The sequence below is a fragment of the Streptomyces longispororuber genome (assembly GCF_024448165.1).
Taxonomy (GTDB): Bacteria; Actinomycetota; Actinomycetes; order Streptomycetales; family Streptomycetaceae; genus Streptomyces; species Streptomyces longispororuber_A.
In genome coordinates this window covers 1-21,256 of sequence record NZ_JAMOLN010000022.1, presented here as the reverse complement: position 1 = coordinate 21,256, position 21,256 = coordinate 1, and the positions used below count along the sequence as shown (strand labels likewise).

At 69.7% G+C, this 21,256-nt stretch carries 18 protein-coding genes and 1 pseudogene; 12 read left to right on the top strand and 7 right to left on the bottom strand.

All coding sequences use genetic code 11. From position 1 onward, the window contains the following. Positions 1-2: 2 nt before the first annotated feature. The 4 genes from M4J07_RS08985 to M4J07_RS08970 all read right to left on the bottom strand — a co-directional run bounded on the left by M4J07_RS08985 (position 3) and on the right by M4J07_RS08970 (position 4,464). The gene (locus M4J07_RS08985; RefSeq protein ID WP_255969301.1) at positions 3-1,376 is read right to left on the bottom strand and encodes a sensor histidine kinase; all 1,374 of its coding nucleotides are present in this window, start codon (positions 1,374-1,376) and stop codon (positions 3-5) included. Positions 1,377-1,477: 101 nt separating this feature from the next. Next, the gene (locus M4J07_RS08980; protein WP_255969299.1) at positions 1,478-2,350 is read right to left on the bottom strand and encodes a DUF4429 domain-containing protein; all 873 of its coding nucleotides are present in this window, start codon (positions 2,348-2,350) and stop codon (positions 1,478-1,480) included. A 76-nt stretch (positions 2,351-2,426) separates the two neighbouring features. Then, a complete protein-coding gene (locus M4J07_RS08975) occupies positions 2,427-3,638 on the bottom strand; it encodes an alpha/beta hydrolase (RefSeq protein WP_255969297.1) in 1,212 nt (403 codons plus the stop codon). A gap of 178 nt (positions 3,639-3,816) precedes the next feature. After that, on the bottom strand, positions 3,817-4,464 hold the full coding sequence (locus M4J07_RS08970; RefSeq protein WP_255969295.1) for a TetR/AcrR family transcriptional regulator: 648 nt from the start codon (positions 4,462-4,464) through the stop codon (positions 3,817-3,819). Between the two features lie 110 nt (positions 4,465-4,574). On the opposite strand from M4J07_RS08970, the gene M4J07_RS08965 reads away from it, so the two are divergent. The 3 genes from M4J07_RS08965 (at position 4,575) to M4J07_RS08955 (ending at position 7,211) form a co-directional block, all read left to right on the top strand. Next, positions 4,575-6,185 carry an MFS transporter gene (locus M4J07_RS08965; protein WP_255969293.1) on the top strand — a complete coding sequence of 537 codons (1,611 nt, stop codon included), beginning with the start codon at positions 4,575-4,577 and terminating at the stop codon, positions 6,183-6,185. 254 nt (positions 6,186-6,439) lie between these two features. Further along, on the top strand, positions 6,440-6,802 hold the full coding sequence (locus tag M4J07_RS08960) for a peptidase inhibitor family I36 protein (RefSeq protein ID WP_255969291.1): 363 nt from the start codon (positions 6,440-6,442) through the stop codon (positions 6,800-6,802). Positions 6,803-6,899: 97 nt separating this feature from the next. Then, positions 6,900-7,211, top strand: a complete 312-nt coding sequence (locus tag M4J07_RS08955) for a small hydrophobic protein (protein ID WP_255969289.1) — start codon at positions 6,900-6,902, stop codon at positions 7,209-7,211. Between the two features lie 314 nt (positions 7,212-7,525). Here M4J07_RS08955 and M4J07_RS08950 read toward each other — a convergent pair. Further along, a pseudogene (locus tag M4J07_RS08950) lies at positions 7,526-8,246 on the bottom strand (potassium channel family protein); the annotation flags it as partial. A gap of 69 nt (positions 8,247-8,315) precedes the next feature. Continuing rightward, positions 8,316-11,048, bottom strand: a complete 2,733-nt coding sequence (gene aceE / locus M4J07_RS08945; protein ID WP_255969287.1) for a pyruvate dehydrogenase (acetyl-transferring), homodimeric type — start codon at positions 11,046-11,048, stop codon at positions 8,316-8,318. Between the two features lie 434 nt (positions 11,049-11,482). Here aceE and M4J07_RS08940 point away from each other — a divergent pair, with 434 nt between their 5' ends. The 6 genes from M4J07_RS08940 (at position 11,483) to M4J07_RS08915 (ending at position 16,026) form a co-directional block, all read left to right on the top strand. Next, entirely contained in the window at positions 11,483-11,914 is a 432-nt protein-coding gene (locus tag M4J07_RS08940) for a DUF3052 domain-containing protein (RefSeq protein ID WP_255969285.1), read from the top strand. 176 nt (positions 11,915-12,090) lie between these two features. Then, positions 12,091-12,549, top strand: a complete 459-nt coding sequence (locus M4J07_RS08935; RefSeq protein WP_255969283.1) for a peroxiredoxin — start codon at positions 12,091-12,093, stop codon at positions 12,547-12,549. A 117-nt stretch (positions 12,550-12,666) separates the two neighbouring features. Further along, on the top strand, positions 12,667-13,242 hold the full coding sequence (locus M4J07_RS08930; RefSeq protein ID WP_255969281.1) for a TerD family protein: 576 nt from the start codon (positions 12,667-12,669) through the stop codon (positions 13,240-13,242). Positions 13,243-13,348: 106 nt separating this feature from the next. Continuing rightward, positions 13,349-13,924 carry a TerD family protein gene (locus tag M4J07_RS08925; protein ID WP_255969279.1) on the top strand — a complete coding sequence of 192 codons (576 nt, stop codon included), beginning with the start codon at positions 13,349-13,351 and terminating at the stop codon, positions 13,922-13,924. Positions 13,925-14,005: 81 nt separating this feature from the next. Next, positions 14,006-15,151, top strand: a complete 1,146-nt coding sequence (locus tag M4J07_RS08920; protein WP_255969277.1) for a DUF475 domain-containing protein — start codon at positions 14,006-14,008, stop codon at positions 15,149-15,151. Positions 15,152-15,279: 128 nt separating this feature from the next. Further along, positions 15,280-16,026, top strand: coding sequence for a TerD family protein (locus M4J07_RS08915; protein ID WP_255969275.1), 747 nt, complete (start codon positions 15,280-15,282; stop codon positions 16,024-16,026). Here M4J07_RS08915 and M4J07_RS08910 read toward each other — a convergent pair. Then, the gene (locus M4J07_RS08910) at positions 16,013-16,813 is read right to left on the bottom strand and encodes a TerD family protein (RefSeq protein WP_255969273.1); all 801 of its coding nucleotides are present in this window, start codon (positions 16,811-16,813) and stop codon (positions 16,013-16,015) included. The two genes, M4J07_RS08915 and M4J07_RS08910, sit on opposite strands and share 14 nt — an antisense overlap. Positions 16,814-17,033: 220 nt before the next feature. On the opposite strand from M4J07_RS08910, the gene M4J07_RS08905 reads away from it, so the two are divergent. From M4J07_RS08905 to M4J07_RS08895, 3 genes are all read left to right on the top strand, one after another. Next, positions 17,034-18,209, top strand: a complete 1,176-nt coding sequence (locus M4J07_RS08905; protein WP_255969270.1) for an HpcH/HpaI aldolase/citrate lyase family protein — start codon at positions 17,034-17,036, stop codon at positions 18,207-18,209. A gap of 85 nt (positions 18,210-18,294) precedes the next feature. Continuing rightward, entirely contained in the window at positions 18,295-20,718 is a 2,424-nt protein-coding gene (locus M4J07_RS08900; protein ID WP_255969267.1) for a phosphoribosyltransferase, read from the top strand. Then, the coding region (locus M4J07_RS08895) for an HAD family hydrolase (RefSeq protein WP_255969264.1) at positions 20,715-21,256 on the top strand (542 nt) is incomplete at its 3' end. The genes M4J07_RS08900 and M4J07_RS08895, both read left to right, overlap by 4 nt.

Below are 21,256 nucleotides of genomic sequence, written 5' to 3'. Positions count from 1 at the left end.
CTTTACGCCGAGGGGGAGTCGGGCACGGTCAGCGGGAGACGGGCCGCCACACGGAACCCTCCGTCGGGCAGCGGTCCCACGTCCAGCGTGCCGCCGACCAACCGTACGCGCTCACTCATCCCGACCAGCCCGTGTCCCGTACCACCTGACTCGATCGGGGACAGTGGCTCCGTCGCCGGCCCGTTGACCACGATCACCAGCAGGGCGTCGTCGTCGAGCCCGATCGAGATGTCCGCCCGCGCACCGGGCGCGTGCCGCACCACGTTCGCCAGCGCCTCCTGCACGATGCGGTACGCCGACAGATCAACCGCCGGTGGCACGTCCCTCAGTTCACGGACCAGCGTGAGCTCCGGGAACGACAGGTCGGCGGGAACACCGCCCCGTATCGTCGCGTCGACCAGCTGCGGCAGATGTGCGAGGCCGGGCTGCGGCACCAGGTCGCCCTGGGCGTCCTCGCTGCGCAGCACCGCGAGCAGGCGCCGCATCTCCGTCAGCGACTCACGCGCGCCCGCGGCGATGGACTCGAACTCCTCGCGGGTCTCGTCGGTCAGGCCCTGCAACCGGTACGGCGCGGAGTCCGCCTGCACGGTGATCACCGACATGTGATGGGCGACGACGTCGTGCAACTCACGGGCGATCCTGGCCCGCTCCTCCAGGAGCGTGCGGCGGGTGCGCTCGGCCTCGCTGATCGTCTCCTGCTCGACGAGCTTGCGGCGGGTCTCGCCGCGCTCCCGCACCAGCGCGCCCAGCAGCAGCACGACGCCGCTCAGGACGATGAGGAGCACGCCCGTGTCGTGACTGGTGTCGTCCCGGAAGAGGCCGACGGCGATGCTCGCGACGACGGTGACCACCCAGATGCCGATCAGCGTGCGTCGGCTCTCGCGCAGCGCCAGGGCGATGCACAGCACCAGATACGCCACGACGACCATCGGCGTCCAGGGCGAGGGGCGGCCCGCGTCCCCCTGGAACAGCGGGATCGTGCCCAGGACATTGGCGGCGATCATGAGGTACCAGGCGGTCAGCGGGCGACTGACCGCCAGGATCAGCGGGGCGGACTGGGCGACGGCGATCGCTCCGGCGAGACCGCCGCCCACCCCGTAGTCGTTCGACAGGACCTGCGTCGTGACCGGGATCAGGGTCACGGTGAAGCTCACCGCGACGAGATAGGGCAGCAGCCGCATCCAGCGCTTCGGCGCCTGTGCCAGCAGGGGCTCGGAGCGGTCACCGTCGACGGCGACCGTCAGCGCCGCACCGGCGGCGGCCAGCCGGTCGCCGACGCGCCGCAGGGAGCCGGGCAGCCGCCGACGGCCCGCTCGTCCGGAGTCTTCGTCCGGAGGGCGCGGCGCCGGGTCGGGAGAGATCGGTGCAGTGCTCATGGCCAGTTCAGCGTAGGCAATGAGCAGGGTGCGTGCCGTCATACCGAGGTGCTCACCGCACCCCCTACCCAGGTATCACAGAGCGGCGCGGGCCCCGGTCGTCACAGCTCCGCGAGCAGCTCCGCCTTCTTCGTCGTGAACTCCGCGTCGGTGACCAGCCCCGCCTGGTGCAGCTCACCGAGGTGCCGGATGCGCTCGGCGATGTCCGCCGGATCACGACGGCCGGCCGACGCCGCCTCCGCACGCAGCTGCCCGCCGGTGGCCGGACCGGCCGTGCGCACGGCCGCCAGCACCGATGCCGCGAACGGCAGGGACTCGTGGACCGGGCCGTAACCGAGCCCGAAGACCACCGCCGCCGGATCCTGGTCGGCCTGCCCCGCCTGCTCAGCGGCCGCGTCCCGGCGCAGCAGCCGCAGATGCCCCTCGAACAGCTCGGGCGAGCGCCACTCGACACCACTCAGATCACCGACCGGGAACGTCTTGTCCCCGGCCTTCCACTTCGCCGACGACGCCCCCGTCCAGAACCAGCGGAAGGACACCGACCTGCCGTCGAAGGACGCCTTGCCGTCGTACGCCTTGAACTGGAGAGGCGCCTCGGGCGGCGCCACCAGATAGCCGTCGGACCGGATGTCCTCGTCGGCGACGAGCTTCTCGCGCAGTTCGTCGGCGTAGTACTCGGCGAGCGTCTCCCGCTCGGCGGGCAGCACGAGGCGGTACGGGTCGCAGCCCTCCTTGAGCTGTCCCGCCGCCGCGTCCATCAACGGATCGGCGCCCGGTCTCGGCTCGGCGTGCAGCACCACGGTCCCGCGCTTCCCCGGAGTCAGGGTCACCGCCGCTATCGCTTCCAGAGGGATGCGGCGCTCGCCCAACGCCTGAAGGAGCTTCGGCGTGCGGATCCCCCGTTCGAAGCGGATGAGCACGGAGTCGGACTCGAACTCCCAGGCGGCATGAAATCCGGCCAGTACGTCACCCATGCGGCTCATCGTATGCGGCACGCGCGCCTCCGTCGCCTGTTGCGTCGGACCACTGTTCCGCCGTTCTCTACGCGCGTCAGGTCGAGGCACCGCCGGAAAAACCCTCCCGGCAGTCCTGTTTCGCGCCCGCACACCGCACCGACCGGTACGAGCCAGTTCCGATCTCGGCGAAGTTGCTCAGGCTCTCGGTGCCCGGCACGAAGTAACCGGTGTGTCCCTTGGCGTTCGCCGCCGAGACGACGCGGGCCCCGAAGGCGGCGGAGACGGGATCGGCGCCGTGACCGAGACCGCCCACCTCCATGTTGGGCACGTCCTGGATCCAGTCGTCCTTGTCGCGGGTCGCCCACACGCGCGCGTGGGTGCCCAGGCCCGAGGCGTTGTCGGCCCGCATCCCGGGGCTGCCGGCCACCGCGATGTCGCTGACCCGCGCGGGCAGGCCGTGCGCCGCGACACCGCACACCACGGACCCGTAGCTGTGGCAGTACAGGGCCACGGGGGAGCTGCCGGGCAGGCCGCGCAGCATGGCGTTGAGCCGGACCGCGCCGTCGTCGGCGCGCATCGAGGTCGCGGCGTCCACACCCAGGCCGACGGGGGCCGTGTAGTCGGCCCAGGCGATGACCGCGGTGCGCGTGCCGGGGCTCGCGGTGCGCTCGGCGGCGTACAGCGAGCGAGCCATGCCCACGGGGGCCGAGTACTTGCGGAACGTGCGCTGGAAGGTCAGGACGTTCGTGTCGACCCCCGGCACCACGACCGAGACGCGCTGCGCCTTGTCGAGGTCGCCGAAGACCTCGGCCACCCGCCCGTTCCCCAGGGGGTCGAAGGCGAGGATCTTGCGGTCGGGGTGCGCCAGCAGCGCGAAGCGTTTCATGCGCTGCCTCGCGTCGGCGTGACCGACGGACGACAGCCTGTCGTCGTGCATGCGCTTGTACTCGACCTTGCGGGCCTGGCTGAGCGCGGTGCGGTTGGCGCTGTACCGCAGCTCCACGGGCGCACCGTTCATGTTGCCGACCGCGAGGGGATAGCGGTTGGCGAGGGCATTGCGCTGGTGGGGCGTGAGCGAGGCGAAGAAGTGCGCGAGGCGGGTGGGGGAGCCGTCGGGCGCGGGCAGGGCGTGTCCGTTGATGCGGCCGTGCTCCCAAGCGGTGAGAGCGGTCCGCAGGGGCGATGCGACGCCCCGGTGGTGACGCACCGCGGTCCAGCCGGTGGTCGCCAGCATGACGAACACGACGGCCAGCGCGAGCAGTGCGCGCCAGACGTTGAGTTGGGGGGACGAGTCGAAGGAAGTCACTGCGGGACACCCTAGGAGAAGCGCGTGGGACTCCGTGCAGTGGGTGAGGCACATCACGTTTTCAGTGGTGTATTTGGGTAAAAGCGGACGTAGTTGCGGTCAAGCCCTCACGTTGAGTGAGGGGCTCGGGCGCCCCACGCGCGCGGGAGTGCGACCTGGCTCACTCCCGTGCGTCCGGTCAGGAATCGCTCCGGCCGGGACGCCAGTGTTCGCCGAGCGACGGCTTCAGGTGATCGAGGTACGACTCGGTGAGCGCGCGGATCGCCTCGACGCTCGCGTCCTCTCCCGCACCCCACAGGCGTCCGGTCGTCCGCATCACACCACTGAACGCGGCCACGGCCACCCGCGGGCGTGGGTCGCTGTCCACGTCGAGGCCCTCGCGCTCGGCGATCACCTGCGCGATCTCCTCCTCCAGCTCGATGGAGCGGCGCAAGTGCGCGGCAAGGAGGGAGGGGGTCGATTCGATCATCTGGTAGGTGCGCATGTGGAGTTCGACCGGAATGACCTCCTCCACGGAGCGGCTCAGTGCGTCCCACGTGCCGAGGACGGTCTGCCGCATGGCCTCGAACGGGCTTTCCTCCAGGGGGCGTTCGCGCAGCGCGGCGACGAAACGGGACTCGACCATCTCCTGTACGGCGAACGCGGCCTCTTCCTTGTTCGCGAAGTACCGGAAGAACGTGCGCTGCGAGACCTCGCAGGCCTCGGCGATCTCGTCGACCGTCGTCCGGTCGAAGCCCTGGGACGTGAAGAGCTCAAGTGCCGAGCGCAGCAAGGCGTTTCGCGTCCGCTGCTTCTTGAGTTCACGCAGGTTGAGTCGCGCCGCCATGGTCCTCTTTCTCACTGTTTGTGCAGCTCACCTTAGTGTGAGCGACGTGACAGTTACCGACTTGTGAAATGCTTTGTCAACTGTCAGTAGCTGTCACTAGCCTCGAACACATGACTAGTCAGACCACTGTCGACAAGGCGGACCGGGTTCCGGAGCCCGAGCCTGTCCCGGCACCGGCCAAGGGGCTGCGCGGCCACCCCTGGTTGACTCTCTTCTCCGTCGCGATCGGCGTCATGATGGTCGCCCTCGACGGCACCATCGTCGCCATCGCCAACCCGGCCATTCAGAAGGACCTCGGCGCGAGCTTCGCCGACGTCCAGTGGATCACCAACGGCTACTTCCTCGCCCTCGCGGTCACGCTGATCACCGCGGGCAAGCTCGGCGACCGGTTCGGCCACCGGCAGACCTTCCTCATCGGTGTGGTCGGCTTCGCCGCCGCGTCGGGGGCCATCGGCCTGTCCGACAGCATCGCGTTCGTGATCACGTTCCGCGTGTTCCAGGGCCTGTTCGGCGCGCTGCTCATGCCCGCCGCGCTCGGCCTGCTGCGGGCCACGTTCCCCGCCGAGAAGCTGAACATGGCGATCGGCATCTGGGGCATGGTGATCGGCGCCTCGACCGCCGGTGGTCCGATCCTCGGCGGTGTGCTCGTCGAGCACGTCAGCTGGCAGTCCGTCTTCTTCATCAACGTGCCCGTCGGCGTCCTCGCCCTCGGACTCGGGCTCGCCATCCTCCTCGACCACCGGGCGGAGAACGCGCCGAGGTCGTTCGACATACCCGGCATCGCGCTGCTGTCCGGTGCGATGTTCTGTCTCGTGTGGGCCCTCATCAAGGCGCCGGCGTGGGGCTGGGGCGACGGCATGACGTGGACGTTCATCGCCGCGTCGGTGCTGTGCTTCGCCCTGTTCGCGGTGTGGGAGACACGGGTCGCCGAGCCGCTCATCCCGCTGGGCCTGTTCCGCTCCGTGCCGCTGTCGGCCGGTGTGGTCCTCATGGTGCTGATGGCCATCGCGTTCATGGGCGGCCTGTTCTTCGTCACCTTCTACCTGCAGAACGTGCACGGCATGAGCCCGATCGACAGCGGTCTGCACCTGCTCCCGCTGACCGGCATGATGATCGTCGCCTCGCCGCTCGCGGGCGCGATGATCACGAAGGTCGGCCCGCGCATTCCGCTCGCGGGCGGCATGGCGTGCACGGCCGTCGCGATGTACGGCATGTCCACGCTCGAGGCGGGCACCGGCAGCGCCATCATGTCCGTCTGGTTCGCCCTGCTGGGCCTCGGCCTCGCGCCCGTGATGGTCGGTGCCACCGAGGTCATCGTGGGCAACGCGCCGATGGAGCTGTCCGGCGTGGCCGGCGGGCTCCAGCAGGCCGCGATGCAGATCGGCGGCAGCCTCGGCACCGCCGTGCTCGGTGCCGTGATGGCGTCGAAGGTCGACAACGACCTCGCCGGGAACTGGGCGGACGCCAAGCTCCCGCCGCTCACGGAGGCCCAGTTGGACCAGGCGTCCGAGGCCGTCCAGGTCGGCGTCCCGCCCGTCCCGCCGAACACTCCGGCGGCCATCGCCGGGAAGATCACGGACGTCGCGCACGACACCTTCATCTCCGGCATGAGCCTGGCCTGCCTGGTCGCTGCCGGTGTCGCGGTCGTCGCCGTCCTCGTCGCGCTGCTCACCAAGCGCGGTGAGAACGCCGAGGCGGGCGCGGGCGCCGCGCACATCTGACGGCGGACGGACGCCCGTCGGGGCCGCCGGATCGCGGCGCCGGACGCACGTCTTTAAGTCGTGGACAGGGCGCTGAAACCGCCCTTGTGAGGGAAGCCCCCGGGGAACTATCCGGGGGCTTTCGCTTATCCGGGTGACGTCGCTCGGCGACCCTTCCCGGAACCAGATCTTCCGGGCCAGAGTGTCAGGCAAGTGATCAGTCGCGAACGCAACTGGTCGATACGACACGGGGGTTGAAGCACATGCGTACATCCATGCCCATCACCGTCGCCGCTGCCGCACTCGCCGCGGTGGCCCTCACTCCCGGCCTCGCCACCGCGGCGGCGCCACCGACGCTCGGCAACTGCGCGGCGGGGGAGTTGTGTCTCTGGAGCAAGACCGGGTTCAAGGGGCAACGGCACAGCTATGAGCTGTCCGGGATCGACATCGAGAGTTGCGTCGCGCTGCCGGAGGGGAGCAGCGCGGCGTCCCTCGCCAATCGAACCGGCCGTCCCGTGACCACGTACCAGTCCGCGGAGTGCGCGGAGACCGGGGAGTTCCAGACCTATCCCGGCAGCGGTACCTGGGAGCCCGAATCGCCGTACCGGGCGCGGGCGTTCAAGGTCTGGGAGAGATGACGGAGGGCGTCGCGCAATAAGCGGCGGCCCACGCGGTAGACCGCGGAAAGCGGGGGTACCCGAAGCATCGCCCGAGTCCGGACGAACTCAGGGAGTGATGATGGCGGGCTTCGGACATACCACGCGCAAGCACCCCCGCTCACGTGGCCGTACCGGGTCACGGACCGGGCCGGACCGCGCGTCGCTCGGAATCATCGGCCTCGTCTGCGCGATCGCAGGGCTCTTCGTCCTGGGGATCGTGCTGGGACCGGTCGCCGTCGTCTGCGGCTGGCTGGCCATGGGCCGTCGTTGGACCGGTACGAAGTCGGTGCCGGCCCTCGTCGCGGTCGTGCTCGGCGCGATCGAGACCCTGCTCGCGATCGTCTGGCTGGCCTCGGCGGCCGGCTCCGCCGCGGGAGGACTGTTCTGAGCGCGAGCCGCTGACCGTTCCGAGCGGTCAACTCGAGGCAGCCCCGGGTCAGTTCCCGGGGCTGTCCACGGTCGCACCCGGATTGGGGTGCGGCACGCCCGGCTCGCCCGAGGCCGCGAGCGAGGAAGCCGTCCCCGGCCGGTCCACCGTCCCTGACCGGTCCACCGTTCCCGGCCGGTCCACCGTTCCTGGCAGGTCCACCGTTCCCGGCTGACCTGCCAGGCCAGGCACCCCAGACACCTCCTCGGCTGCCTCAGACACCTCAGATGATCCCGGCGGCCCTAGCTGCCCCGACTGCCCCGACAGCACTGGCTGCCCCGACAGCACCGCCACCTGGGCCCGCAGCGCCCGTACTTCCTGTGCGAGCGCCTCGATCGCCTCAGTCTGGCGACGCTCCTCCGCGTCGTCCTTCTCGAACCGGGAGATGAACCATGCCGCGATGTTGGCGGTGACCACACCGAGCAGTGCGATGCCGGACAGCATCAGACCCACCGCGAGCGCCCGGCCCATGCCCGTCGTGGGCGCGTGATCGCCGTAGCCGACCGTCGTCATCGTGGTGAACGACCACCAGACGGCGTCGCCCAGCGTCTTGATGTTGCCGTTCGGCGAGTCCCGCTCCACCGAGAGCACCGCCAGTGAGCCGAACATCAACAGGCCCACCACAGCACCGGCGACGTACGTCGTCAGCCTTATCTGCTCCGCCATGCGGGCCCGCCGGCCCACCAGGAGCAGCGTCGACACCACACGCAGCAGCCGCAGGGGCTGCGCCAGAGGGAGCACCACGGCAAGGAGGTCGAGCGGGTGCGAGCGCACGAAGTGCCTACGGTCCTGGGCGAGGAAGAGCCGGACGACGTAGTCGAGGGCGAAAGCGCCCCACACCACCCACTCCACGACGGCGCACGCCTGGTTGACGGCGTGCGAGGCGTCCGGCCGGACGATGGGGACCGCGTAGGCGACGCCGAAGACCAGGGCGAGCGCGAGCAGCGGTCGCTGCGAGCGCCGCTCCCATCGGATCCGTGCCGGTTGCTCCTTCATGGGCGCATCGTAGGAAAAGCCGGAGGGCGGCGGGACCACAGGTCCCGCCGCCCTCCGGGGAAGGACGCGTCAGGCGTCGCCGCCGGCCGCGCCGGGATCGGCGGCCGTGACGTCGAGCAGCTGGTACCGGTCGATGGCCTGCTTCAGGACCGAGCGGTCGACCTTGCCCTCACGCGCGAGCTCCGTGAGGACCGCGACCACGACCGACTGCGCGTCGATGTGGAAGAAGCGGCGCGCGGCGCCCCGGGTGTCCGCGAAGCCGAAGCCGTCGGCGCCCAGCGACTGGTACGTGCCCGGCACCCAGCGGGAGATCTGGTCCGGCACGGACCGCATCCAGTCGGAGACCGCGACGAACGGGCCCTGCGCGCCGGACAGCTTCTGCGTGACGTAGGGCGTGCGCTGCTCCTCCTCGGGGTGCAGCAGGTTGTGGCGCTCTACTTCCACTGCCTCGCGGCGCAGTTCGTTCCACGAGGTCGCGGACCACACGTCGGCCCGCACGTTCCACTCCTGCGCCAGGATCTGCTGGGCCTCCAGGGCCCACGGGACACCGACGCCCGACGCCATGATCTGGGCGGGGATCGTGCCCGAAGTCCCGGTACTGATGCGGTGGATGCCCTTGAGGATGCCCTCGACGTCGACGTCGGCCGGCTCCGCCGGATGCTGGATCGGCTCGTTGTAGACGGTCAGGTAGTAGAAGACGTCCTCGCTGTCCGGGCCGTACATCCGGCGCAGACCGTCCTTGACGATGTGCGCGATCTCGTAGGCGTACGCCGGGTCGTAGGCGACGCAGGCCGGGTTCGTCGACGCCAGCAGCTGGGAGTGGCCGTCGGCGTGCTGGAGGCCCTCGCCGGTCAGCGTCGTACGGCCCGCGGTGGCGCCGAGGACGAAGCCGCGCGCCAGCTGGTCGGCCATCTGCCAGAACTGGTCGCCGGTGCGCTGGAAGCCGAACATCGAGTAGAAGACGTAGACCGGGATCAGCGGCTCGCCGTGCGTCGCGTAGGCCGAGCCCGCGGCGATCAGCGATGCCGTGCAGCCCGCCTCCGAGATGCCGTCGTGCAGCATCTGGCCGGTCGGCGACTCCTTGTAGGCGAGCAGGAGTTCACGGTCCACGGACTCGTACTGCTGGCCGAGCGGGTTGTAGATCTTCGCGCTCGGGAAGAAGGAGTCCATACCGAAGGTGCGGTACTCGTCGGGGGCGATCAGCACGAAGCGCTTGCCGATCTCCTTGTCCCGCATCAGGTCCTTGAGGAGCCGGACGAACGCCATCGTCGTGGCGATCGACTGCTGGCCCGAACCCTTCTTCACACCCGCGTACGTCTTGTCGTCCGGGAGCTGCAGCGCCTTGGAGCGCACGACCCGGGTCGGGACGTACCCGCCCAGCGCCTTGCGGCGGTCGTGCATGTACTGGATCTCTTCGGAGTCGCGGCCCGGGTGGTAGTACGGCGGGGCGCCGCCCTCGAGCTGGGCATCCGTGATCGGGATGTGCAGCCGGTCGCGGAAGCCCTTCAGGTCGGCGACCGTGAGCTTCTTCATCTGGTGCGTGGCGTTGCGGCCCTCGAAGTTCGGGCCCAGCGTCCAGCCCTTGACCGTCTGCGCCAGGATGACCGTCGGCTGGCCCTTGTGCTCCTTGGCCGCGGTGAACGCCGCGAAGATCTTCTTGTGGTCGTGGCCGCCGCGGCCCAGGTGGAGGATCTGGTCGTCGGTCATGCCCTCGACCATGGCGCGCAGCCGGTGGTCGTCGCCGAAGAAGTGCTGGCGGATGTACGAGCCGGGCTCGGTGGCGTACGTCTGGAACTGGCCGTCGGGCGTCGTGTTCAGCCTGTTGACCAGGACGCCGTCGCGGTCCTGGGCGAGCAGCGGGTCCCAACTGCGGTCCCACACCAGCTTGATGACGTTCCAGCCGGCGCCGCGGAACTGGGACTCCAGCTCCTGGATGATCTTGCCGTTGCCGCGCACCGGGCCGTCGAGGCGCTGCAGATTGCAGTTCACGACGAAGGTGAGGTTGTCGAGGCCCTCGCGGGCGGCGATGGAGAGCTGGCCGAGGGACTCGGGCTCGTCCATCTCGCCGTCGCCGAGGAAGGCCCACACCTGCGACTTGGAGGTGTCGGCGATGCCGCGCGCCTCCATGTAGCGGTTCATCCGGGCCTGGAAGATCGCGCCGAGCGGGCCGAGGCCCATCGAGACGGTCGGGAACTCCCAGAAGTCCGGCATCAGACGCGGGTGCGGGTACGACGAAAGGCCGTTGGGCGCCTTCGACTTCTCCTGGCGGAAGGCGTCGAGCTGGTCCTCGGTGAGCCGGTCCAGGAGGTACGCGCGGGCGTAGATGCCGGGCGAGGCGTGGCCCTGGAAGAAGATCTGGTCGCCGCCGTCTCCCTCGTCCTTGCCGCGGAAGAAGTGGTTGAAGCCCACGTCGTAGAGCGACGCCGACGAGGCGAAGGTGGCGATGTGGCCGCCGACGCCGATGCCGGGGCGCTGGGCGCGGGAGACCATCACCGCGGCGTTCCACCGCGTCGCGTTGAGGACCTTGCGCTCGATCTCCTCGTTGCCGGGGAAGAAGGGCTCGTCCTTGGTGGCGATCGTGTTGATGTAGTCCGTGCTGCGCATCTCGGGCACGGCCACGCGCTTCTCACGGGCCCGCTCGATCAGTCGGAGCATCAGGTAGCGGGCCCGCTCGCGGCCGCGTTCGTCGACCGCGGCGTCAAGGGAGTCGAGCCATTCCTGAGTCTCTTCTGGATCGAAGTCAGGGACCTGACTGGGAAGACCGCCAATGATGATCGGGTTGCGATCGGATCCGGAAGCCACGCTGTTCCTTCACTGTCGGTGATGCCACTGTTCCACTGTCGGGTACGCCGTTGTCCATCGTGTACCTCGAAATCGGAATCGTCATCTCTACCGAGAGGTAAACGGGACGGCCGGCGGGTGACCCATGAGAGGGTTACGAACAAATCGCAACGATACGCCCATGTCGCTCAGGTGTTCTGCGGGGTCGCCCGACCCTCGTTACGCTGGGTGTCCGGGTCAGTACGGGCAAACCCGGCAGATCGCTGTGGCATACATCACTGGCCTGCGGGGATCCTTGACTGGAGTTGCGGTGACACCGCCTGGAACGTCACCGTTTCGGCGGTCTCGGGGGCCGGGTACTTGCGCGATCCGTCGCGCACGTGTGGACTACGGCCAACGCTCCGCGCGTACGCGGGGCTGCAGACAACTTCGTAAACATGATCAGGAGGCAATCCGTGAGCGCGACCGCGGACCACGCGGAGACGAACCTTGCCGTAAGGCTCGGTTTCCAGCCCGACATGGTGGTCCAGGAGATCGGCTACGACGACGACGCCGATCAGGAGCTCCGTGAGGCCATTGAGCAGGCCACAGGTACCGAGCTCGTCGACGAGGACTATGACGACGTGGCTGATGCCGTGGTGCTCTGGTTCCGCGAGGACGACGGGGACCTGACCGATGCTCTGGTGGATGCCATCGCGTACATGGAGGAGGGCGGTTCCATCCTTCTCCTGACGCCGAAGACCGGGCGTGACGGCTACGTCGAGCCCAGCGAGCTCGGCGAGGCCGCCACCACCGCCGGACTCTCGCAGACCAAGAGCATCAACGCGGGCAAGGACTGGAACGGCAGTCGGCTCATCACGCCGAAGGGGGCCGCCAAGAAGCGGTAGCTCTCCGGCGGAACCGGTATCCCCATGCGAGGCCTTCGCGGGTGCGCTCTTGCGCGCCACGCGGAGGCCTCGTGTGCGTTCACGGCGCGGTGAGCGGCCACCTGGAGAACGCCGGCGCCCCGGCGCCAACTAGGCTGAAGCCACCCGAACAGCCCCACCGAAGGGAAGCTTCCACCATGGCGATCGAGGTCGGCACCAAGGCTCCGGAGTTCGAGCTCAAGAACCAGCACGGTGAGACCGTGCGGCTCTCGGACTTCCGCGGCGAGAAGAACGTGGTGCTGCTCTTCTACCCGTTCGCTTTCACCGGGGTGTGCACCGGTGAGCTGTGCGCGCTCCGCGACGAGCTGCCCCAATTCGTCAACGACGACGTGCAGCTGCTCGCCGTCTCGAACGACTCCCCGTTCACGCTGCGTGTCTTCGCCGAGCAGGAGGGCCTCGAGTACCCGCTGCTCAGCGACTTCTGGCCGCACGGCGAGACCTCGCGTGCCTACGGTGTCTTCGACGAGGAGAAGGGCTGCGCGGTGCGCGGCACCTTCATCATCGACAAGGAGGGCGTGGTCCGCTGGACCGTCGTGAACGGCCTGCCGGACGCCCGCGACCTGAACGAGTACGTCAAGGCGATCGACGCCCTGTGACTCGACACCCGGTGAGAAGCCTCGCCGGGGGCGGGAACCCGTCACTAGGATCCAGACGTTGATCCGATGCCAACGCACTACGGGGCTCCCCGCCCCTACAGACCATAGGGAGGACTCGTGGGAGTCAGCCTCAGCAAGGGCGGCAACGTATCGCTGAGCAAGGAGGCCCCTGGCCTCACGGCGGTCGTCGTGGGCCTGGGTTGGGACGTCCGGACCACCACCGGTACGGACTTCGACCTCGACGCCAGCGCCATCCTGACGAACGCGGAGGGCAAGGTCCGCAACGACCAGGACTTCGTGTTCTTCAACAACCTGAAGAGCGCCGACGGCTCGGTCGAGCACACCGGTGACAACCTCACCGGTGAGGGCGAGGGCGACGACGAGCAGGTCAAGGTCAACCTCGCGACGGTCCCGGCCGACGTGGACAAGATCGTTTTTCCGGTCTCGATCTACGACGCGGAGAACCGCCAGCAGTCCTTCGGCCAGGTGCGCAACGCGTTCATCCGCGTCGTGAACCAGACGGGCGGCGCCGAGATCGCCCGCTACGACCTCTCCGAGGACGCCTCCACCGAGACCGCCATGGTCTTCGGTGAGCTGTACCGCAACGGCGCGGAGTGGAAGTTCCGTGCCGTCGGCCAGGGCTACGCGTCGGGTCTGCGCGGCATCGCGCAGGACTTCGGCGTCAACGTCTGAGCCGTAGCCCAGCACCCCGCTCATCCGTCCGGCGCCGCACTCGAAGCAGTGCGGCGCCGGACGCGCTCAAGAACAGCAGTGCCCAACCCCGGGGAGGACCACGATCATGGGCGTCACGCTCGCCAAGGGAGGCAATGTCTCCCTCTCCAAGGCCGCACCGAATCTCACCCAGGTCCTTGTCGGGCTCGGCTGGGACGCACGCTCCACCACCGGAGCCGACTTCGATCTGGACGCCAGTGCGCTGCTGTGCAGCGGCGGCCGGGTCATGGGCGACGAGTGGTTCATCTTCTACAACCAGCTGAAGAGCCCCGACGGTTCGGTCGAGCACACGGGGGACAACCTCACGGGTGAGGGCGACGGCGACGACGAGTCGCTCCTGATCGACCTCTCCAAGGTGCCGGCGACCTGCGACAAGATCATCTTTCCCGTGTCGATCCATGACGCGGACAACCGCGGCCAGACCTTCGGTCAGGTCAGCAACGCGTTCATCCGGGTCGTGAACCAGGCGGACGGCCAGGAGCTCGCCCGCTACGACCTCTCCGAGGACGCCTCCACCGAGACGGCGATGATCTTCGGCGAGGTGTACAGGTACGGCGGCGAGTGGAAGTTCCGTGCGGTCGGCCAGGGGTACGCGTCCGGCCTCCGCGGCATCGCTCTAGACTTCGGAGTCAACGTTTCCTAAAGCGTTTCTCAAGCCGTGCACGGAGCGGGGGAGCCCCGTACAACCAGCACGGGGAAACCCGTACACACGATGGGGTAGGCAGTGGTCCTGAAAACCTTCGGTTGGTCGTTCGCGGTCACCGTGCTCGGGTTGATCGCGGCGGTGTTCTACGACGGTTGGGCCGCGTTCGGTGTCGTCGCGATCCTCGCCATCCTGGAGATCTCGCTGTCGTTCGACAACGCGGTCGTCAACGCCGGGGTCCTGAAGAAGATGAATGCCTTCTGGCAGAAGATCTTCCTGACGGTCGGCGTGCTGATCGCCGTGTTCGGCATGCGGCTGGTCTTCCCGGTCGTGATCGTCGCGATCAGCGCCAAGATGGGCCCGGTCGAAGCGGTCGACCTCGCCTTCAACCAGCCGGACCGCTACCAGCAGCTGGTCACGGACGCGCACCCGTCCATCGCCGCGTTCGGTGGCATGTTCCTGCTGATGATCTTCCTCGACTTCGTCTTCGAGGAGCGGGACATCCAGTGGCTGCGCTGGATCGAGCGGCCGCTGGCCAAGCTCGGCAAGGTCGACATGCTGTCGGTCTGCATCGCCCTGATCGTGCTGCTCGTCGCCTCCATGACGGTCGCGGTCCACGCCCACCAGCACGGCGGCGTGCACGTCGACAAGCAGGCGACGGTCCTGCTCGCCGGCGTCGGCGGTCTGATCACCTACCTCATCGTCGGCGGCCTCTCCAGCTTCTTCGAGAACCGCCTCGAAGAAGAGGAGGAACGCGAGCACGAGGCCGAGGAGCAGGCCAAGCGCGAGGGCAAGCCCGCGTCCGCGGTGCTGCTCGCGGGCAAGGCCGCGTTCTTCATGTTCCTCTACCTCGAGGTCCTGGACGCGTCGTTCTCCTTCGACGGCGTGATCGGCGCCTTCGCGGTCACCAACGACATCGTGATGATGGCGCTGGGTCTGGGCATCGGCGCCATGTACGTCCGTTCGCTCACGGTCTACCTGGTCCGCCAGGGCACCCTGGACGACTACGTGTACCTGGAGCACGGCGCGCACTACGCGATCGGCGCCCTCGCCGTGCTGCTGCTGATCACCATCCAGTACGAGATCAACGAGGTCATCACCGGCCTCATCGGCGTCGTCCTGATCGCCTGGTCGTTCCTCTCCTCGGTCCGGCGCAACCGGCGGATCGCCGCCGAAGAGGGCGGAAGCGGAAGTCCGGACAAGGCCCAGGTGTCATCCGGGGTTTGACCCCCGGGGCAATCCTGGAACGCTGTTGAGCGGGGCGGTCGTACGAGGACGAGTCCTCACCGGCCGCCCCGTCGGCATGTTCGGCGGGTGCGGGAACACACGGGAACGCGGCGGAACTTGGGGGCGGGATGTCCTTCTGGGACAAGCTATGGCGCGGGAACTCCGCGCAGTTCGAGTTCGATTCGGGCAGCGCGGCGACCAACACCATCGAACTCACCAAGCGGCACCCGGCCGTGTCGCTCTCCAAACAGGGCGCGGCCACCGGCAATCTGCGGATCAATCTGCACTGGCGGATGCGGACGTCGGACATCGGCGGGCCGAAGCGGAACAGTCTGGTGCGGCATCCGTTCCGGATGTTCAAACCGGACGTCGTGCAGGCGCACACCCAGTCCATGGTCAACGTCGACCTGGACCTCGGCTGCCTCTACGAGCTGGTGGACGGCGAGAAGGGTGTCGTACAGCCGCTGGGCAGCTTCTTCGGCGCGCTGAACGCGCCGCCGTATGTGAAGCTCAGCGGGGACGACCGGTTCGGATCGGCGTCCGGCGAGACCATCTACGTCAATCTCGATCACCGCGAGTCCATCAAGCGCCTGCTGGTCTTCGTCTACATCTACGACCAGACGCCGGCGTTCGACCGTACGCACGCCGTCGTGACGATGTACCCGAGCAACGGCCCGCGCATCGAGATCAGCCTCGACGAGCGACAGCCGCAGGCCCGCTCCTGCGCCGTCGTCTCCATCGAGAACGTCAAGGGCGATCTGGTGGTACGGCGCGAGGTGCGGTTCGTGTACGGGTTCCAGGCCGAGCTGGACCGGCTGTACGGCTGGGGCCTGCAGTGGGGCCGGGGCTACAAGTCCAAGGTCAGCGGCCGATGAACTGCGGGCCCTGCGGCGGCAGCCGGAAGGCCGGGTCGGGCACGGGCCCGGCCGCCACCGGCTGCGGATAGCCGTACGCGGGCTGCTGCTGCGGGGCCGGCTGCGTCGCGGGCTGTGGCGGGTAGCCGTAGGACGGCGGCTGCTGCGGCGGCAGCGGGAAGGCGGACCGGGCCGTCGCGGGCGCCGTGACCGGCGTCGGGGAGGCCGGAGCGGGGGCCGGGGAGTGCGCCGCGCCCGGCTCGGTGGACTCGTCGACCGAGATGCCGAAGTCCGAGGCGAGGCCCTCCAGACCGTTCGAGTAGCCCTCGCCGACCGCGCGCAGCCGCCAGCCGTCGCCGCGCCGGTACAGCTCGCCGCAGATCAGGGCCGTCTCGGCGCCGGTCTCCGGCTTGATGTCGAAGTGCGCGAGCGGCTCGCTGCCGTCGGAGCCGGCGTCGTACACGAGCATGCGCAGCGACGACACGTACTTGAACTCGATGTCCTCGGCCGACGCCACCAGCAGGATCCGGGAGATCTCCGGCGGGATGCCCGCGAGGTCCGCCTGGACGGTGTCGGTCAGGCCCTCGGCGACCCGCTTCTTGCCGAGCCGCCAGACCTTGCCCGACGGATGCCGGGGCTGGTTGTAGAAGACGAAGTCCTCGTCGTCCCGGACGCGTCCGTCCGGCCCGAGCAGCAGCGCCGAGGCGTCGACGTCGGGCACGCCAGGCCCCTGGGGCCAGCGCAGCACGGCGCGCACCGCCGTGGCGTCGAGCGGGAGGTTCGCCCCCTTGAGCATCGCGTGCGTCATGCGGTCATCCTGCCTTCCCGCTGCCCGTCGGGACAACGCGGGGTGCCCGGATCGACGTGCGCGCGTACGGCCGGAACACGCCGTACGACATGCCTGGGTTACCAGAATTTCATTGCAGACGGGAACCCTTGACACACCTTTGTACGTACTATTACCGGCCACATCACGTCGGGTGGCCGAGCAGCGGCCGCGCACCACGGGCCATCACCGGGGGAGTCTTATGCGTCATTTCGGGCACATCGCCCCTGAGGTGCGGGAGCGCCTGTTCCACCGGGAGCCACGGGTCTTCACCGCGGACTCCTCGCCCCGCATGCTCGCGGCCGCGCTGGGAGCCACGCTCTACAGCCCGGCCACCCGCCCGCGCCTCGCGGACGACGTGCTCAAGCTGGCCGGACGCGGTGTCGTCTCCATGGTGCTGTGCCTGGAGGACTCGATCGACGACGCCGAGGTGTCCGGCGCCGAGGACAACCTCGTGCGCCAGTTCGCGGACCTCGCGGAGCGGGTCGCGGCCGGCGCCGAACCGCCGCTTCTGTTCATCCGCGTCCGGGAGCCGGCGCAGATCACCGACCTGGTTCGCCGCATCGGCCCCGGCGTGGCGCTGCTGTCCGGATTCGTACTGCCGAAGTTCACCGAGGAGCGGGGTGTTCCGTTCCTTGAGGCGCTCACCGCCGCAGAAGCCCCTGCCGGACGTCGACTCTTCGCCATGCCGGTCCTGGAGTCTCCGGAGCTGCTGCACCTGGAGACCCGCACCGAGACCCTGGCCGGCATCTCCCGCACGGTCGACAAGTACCGCGAGCACGTCCTCGCGCTGCGCCTCGGCGTCACCGACTTCTGCTCGGCGTACGGACTGCGCAGGCCGCCCGACATGACGGCGTACGACGTGCAGATAGTGGCCTCCGTCATCGGCGACGTCGTCAACCGGCTGGGCCGGGCCGACGGCACCGGCTTCACGGTGACCGGGCCGGTCTGGGAGTACTTCCGCCACCAGGAGCGGATGTTCAAGCCGCAGCTGCGCCGCAGCCCCTTCCTGGAAGGGCGGGCCGACGAACTGCGGCAGGCGCTCATCGAGCACGACATGGACGGACTGCTGCGCGAGATCGAGCTGGACCGGGCCAACGGACTGCTCGGCAAGACCTGCATCCACCCCTCGCACGTGCTGCCCGTGCACGCGCTGTCCGTCGTCAGCCACGAGGAGTACAGCGACGCGCAGGACATCCTGCGGCCCGAGCGGGGCGGCGGCGGAGTCCTCCGGTCCGCGTACACGAACAAGATGAACGAAGTGAAGCCGCACCGCGCCTGGGCCGAGCGGACCCTGCAGCGCGCGGAGGCGTTCGGGGTGGCCCGTGAGGACGTCGGCTTCGTGGAACTGCTGACCGCCGGACTGCCCGGTGCGTAGCCGCGCCGGGCGTGACAGCAGCGGGACCAGTAACAGCAGTAACAGCAGTAACGGCAGCGACAGGGACGAGAGGGATACAGCGGACGTGGTGTGGTCGGGTACATGGGTCGCGGAGCGGCTAGGGGTCGAGCTGGCCGGTGACCAGGAGCTGACCGGGCTGCTGGGGCTCGCGCTGCGGCGCAACCCCAAGCGCGCGCATCTGCTCGTGTCGAACGTGCTGGGCAAGCACGTGCCGCAGCGCCCGTCGGTGGTCTGGCGCTCCGGGTGCGAACTGGGCGTACGGGTACGGGAGTTGCTGGGCGACGACGCGGCACGGCGGGCCGTCGTGCTCGGGTACGCGGAGACCGCGACGGGGCTCGGCCACTCGGTGGCCGACGGCATCGGCCTGGCGCCCTATCTGCACTCCACGCGCCGCCCCGTCGAGGGCGTCGCGCGCGCGGGCGGCTTCGAGGAGTCCCACTCGCACGCCACCTCGCACCTGCTGCTGCCCGAGGACCCGAAGCTGCTGGCGGGCGACGGACCGCTGGTCCTCGTCGACGACGAGTTCTCCACGGGGAACACCGTCCTGAACACCGTCCGCGCCCTGCACGCGCTGCACGCGCGCGACCACTACGTCATCGTCGCGCTCGTCGACATGCGCTCGCCGGACGACCAGGGGCGCCTGGAGGCGTTCGCCCGGGAGATCGGCGCGCGGGTGGACCTCGTGGTGGCGGCGCGCGGCTCCGTGCGGCTGCCGGACGGGGTGCTGGAGAAGGGGCAGGCGCTGGTCGCCGAGCACGAGGCGGGCGCCCCGCCCGTGCCCGCACCCCGGAGCGAGCGCGGCGAGATCGTGCGCGTCGACGGGCTCGGCTGGCCTGCCGGGGTCCCGGACGGCGGCCGGCACGGCTTCACGCCCGCGCACCGCGAGCGCCTCGAAGCGGCACTGCCCGCGATGGCCGAGCGCCTCACGCCGTACGTCCGGGGCCGCGTGCTCGTCCTGGGCAACGAGGAGCTGATGTACGCCCCGCTCCGCCTCGGCACCGCGCTCGAAGCCGCCGGGGCCGACGTCGCGTACTCCACCACCACCCGCTCCCCGGTCCTCGCCGTCGACGACCCCGGCTACGCGATCCGCACCCGCCTCGTCTTCCCCGCGCACGACGCACCCGCCGACGGACCGGGCGACCGCTTCGCGTACAACGTGGCGGGGGGCGGCTTCGACACGGTCCTCGTCGTCCTCGACTCGGCCGGCGACAGCGCCGAACTCCGCGCGCCCGGCGGCCTGTTGGACCGGGTGGCCGCGCACGCCGAGCGCGTCGTGGTCGCGGTGATCCCCTCGTACGTACCCGTCAGTGAAAGGCCCCGCATGTCCCTGCCCGAGCCGCTGCGCGGCCCCGACTTCTCCTCGTACGCGCCCGACGAGGTCGGCTGGCTGCTCCAGGACCTCTCGGACGTGACGCTGGAGGCGCCCACCGAGGAGCGCGAGGAGGCCATCCAGAGCGGGGGCGCGCACTACGCGGAGTCGCTGCCGGTCGAGTACCAGCCCAGCGAGCAGTACCAGGAGCTGTTCCACGCGGCGCTCGACGCGTCGGCCGCGCGGATCGCCCGTGCCGTCGGCGTGGTCACCGAGACGGTGCTCGCGGAGCGGTCGCCGCGGCGCCCCGTGCTGGTGTCCCTCGCGCGGGCCGGTACTCCGGTCGGCGTGCTGATGCGCCGGTGGGCGCAGTGGCGGCACGGCCTCGACCTGCCGCACTACGCGGTGTCGATCGTGCGCGGCCGCGGCATCGACGCGAACGCGCTGCGCTGGCTCGCCGCGCACCACGACCCGGCGGACGTCGTGTTCGTCGACGGGTGGACGGGCAAGGGCGCCATCGCGCGGGAACTCGCCGCCGCGATACGGGAGTTCGAGGAGGGCGGCGGCGCCGCCGGGTTCGACCCGGAGATCGCCGTGCTCGCCGACCCCGGATCGTGCGTACGGACCTACGGGACGCGCGAGGACTTCCTCATACCCTCGGCCTGCCTCAACTCCACGGTGTCCGGGCTGATTTCACGCACCGTGCTCCGGGCCGACCTGGTCGGTCCCGATGACTTCCACGGCGGCAAGTTCTACCGGGAGCTGGCGGACGCGGATGTGTCGGGGCGGTTCCTCGACGCGGTGCGGGACCGGTTCGCGGAGGTCGGTGACACGGTCGACGCCGACGTCAAGGAACTGCTCGGGGCCGACCGGACGCCGACCTGGGAGGGCTGGGCCGCCGTGGAGCGGATCAGCGAGGAGTACGGCATCCACGACGTGAACCTCGTCAAGCCGGGCGTCGGCGAGACGACGCGGGTGCTGCTGCGCCGGGTGCCGTGGAAGATCCTGGCCCGCGAGGACGCCGGGGCCGATCTCGACCATGTGCGCCTGCTGGCGGAGCAGCGCGGGGTTCCGGTCGAGGTGGTGGGTGAACTGCCGTACAGCTGCGTCGGGTTGATCCATCCACGGTTCACGCGCGGGGCGACCGGTGCGGACGGCAGGGCGGTGGCGGCGAAGTGACCCCTGTCGTTGTCGCGAGCGATCTCGACCGTACGCTCATCTACTCCGCCGGCGCCCTCGGGCTGACGATGCCCGACGCGCAGGCACCACGACTGCTCTGCGTCGAGGTGTACGAGCACAAGCCCCTGTCGTACGTCACCGAGGACGCCGCCGGGATGCTGGTGGAGCTGGGGCGGCGTGCGGTGTTCGTGCCCACGACGACGCGGACGCGGGAGCAGTACGGGCGGGTGCGGTTGCCCGGGCCCGCGCCGGCCTACGCGATCTGTGCCAACGGGGGACATCTGCTGGTCGACGGGGTGTCGGACCCGGACTGGGCGGCCGGGGTGGCGGACCGGCTGGCGGCGGAGTGTGCGCCGCTGGGGGAGGTGCGGGAGCGGATGGTCGCTGCCGCGGATCCGGCGTGGCTGCTGAAGGAGCGGGTCGCGGAGGACCTGTTCGCGTATCTCGTGGTCGACCGGGGGCTGCTGCCCGAGGGGTGGGTCAAGGAGTTCGCGGCGTGGGCCGACGGGGTCGGCTGGGGAGTGTCGCTGCAGGGGCG